Source organism: Bacillus cereus (genome assembly GCF_015071065.1).
Lineage (GTDB): Bacteria > Bacillota > Bacilli > Bacillales > Bacillaceae_G > Bacillus_A > Bacillus_A cereus_BA.
The window spans coordinates 1-635 of sequence record NZ_VOVA01000085.1 but is presented as its reverse complement, the minus strand read 5'-3'; the positions used below and the strand labels follow the sequence as shown (position 1 = coordinate 635).

The window sequence follows — 635 nt, the reverse complement described above, 5'->3', positions numbered from 1 at the left end:
CAATTAGAAGATCCACATTTGCATCGAGAATATGAAGAAGATAAATTATCGATTTTAGATATTTCGGCTACATTAAATACAGGAACAAAGGTAAATGTAGAAATACAATTGAATAACAATCATGATATGATCAAACGAAGCTTGTATTATTGGGGAAGGTTATACACCTCTCAATTGCAAAAAGGAATGCCTTATAGTTCACTTCATAAAACGATTACCATTAACTTGTTAAACTTTGTGATGTTTCCAGAATATGAAGCGTTTCATACAACAGGAATCCTTTGGAATCAGCAGCAACAAAAGTTATTAAGTGACGATATAGAAGTTCATATTGTAGAGATTCCAAAGTTACTACAGCAATGGCGCGAAGAGAAAGTCAATCCGTGGGAAGATTCGTTTGTTCGTTGGTTATTATTATTACCAGCGAATGAAGATGAACATCTCACACAAACATTGGAGGACATTGCCATGAACCAAGATCCAATTTTACAAAAAGCAATGAATAAGTGGGAACATATGAGTCAAGATTCTTCTTTCCGTCAAGCATATGAAGCAAGAGAAAAGGCCTTAATGGATGAGGCTGCAAAGTTTGCTCATGCTCGTAATGAGGGGAAAAAAGAAGGAATTCAAGAAGG

1 protein-coding gene is annotated in these 635 nt (G+C 35.3%); it reads left to right on the top strand.

The genetic code is table 11. The annotated features are described in order from the left end of the window. On the top strand, window positions 1–635 hold a 635-nt coding region (locus tag FT637_RS29575), incomplete at both ends, for an Rpn family recombination-promoting nuclease/putative transposase (protein ID WP_193649258.1).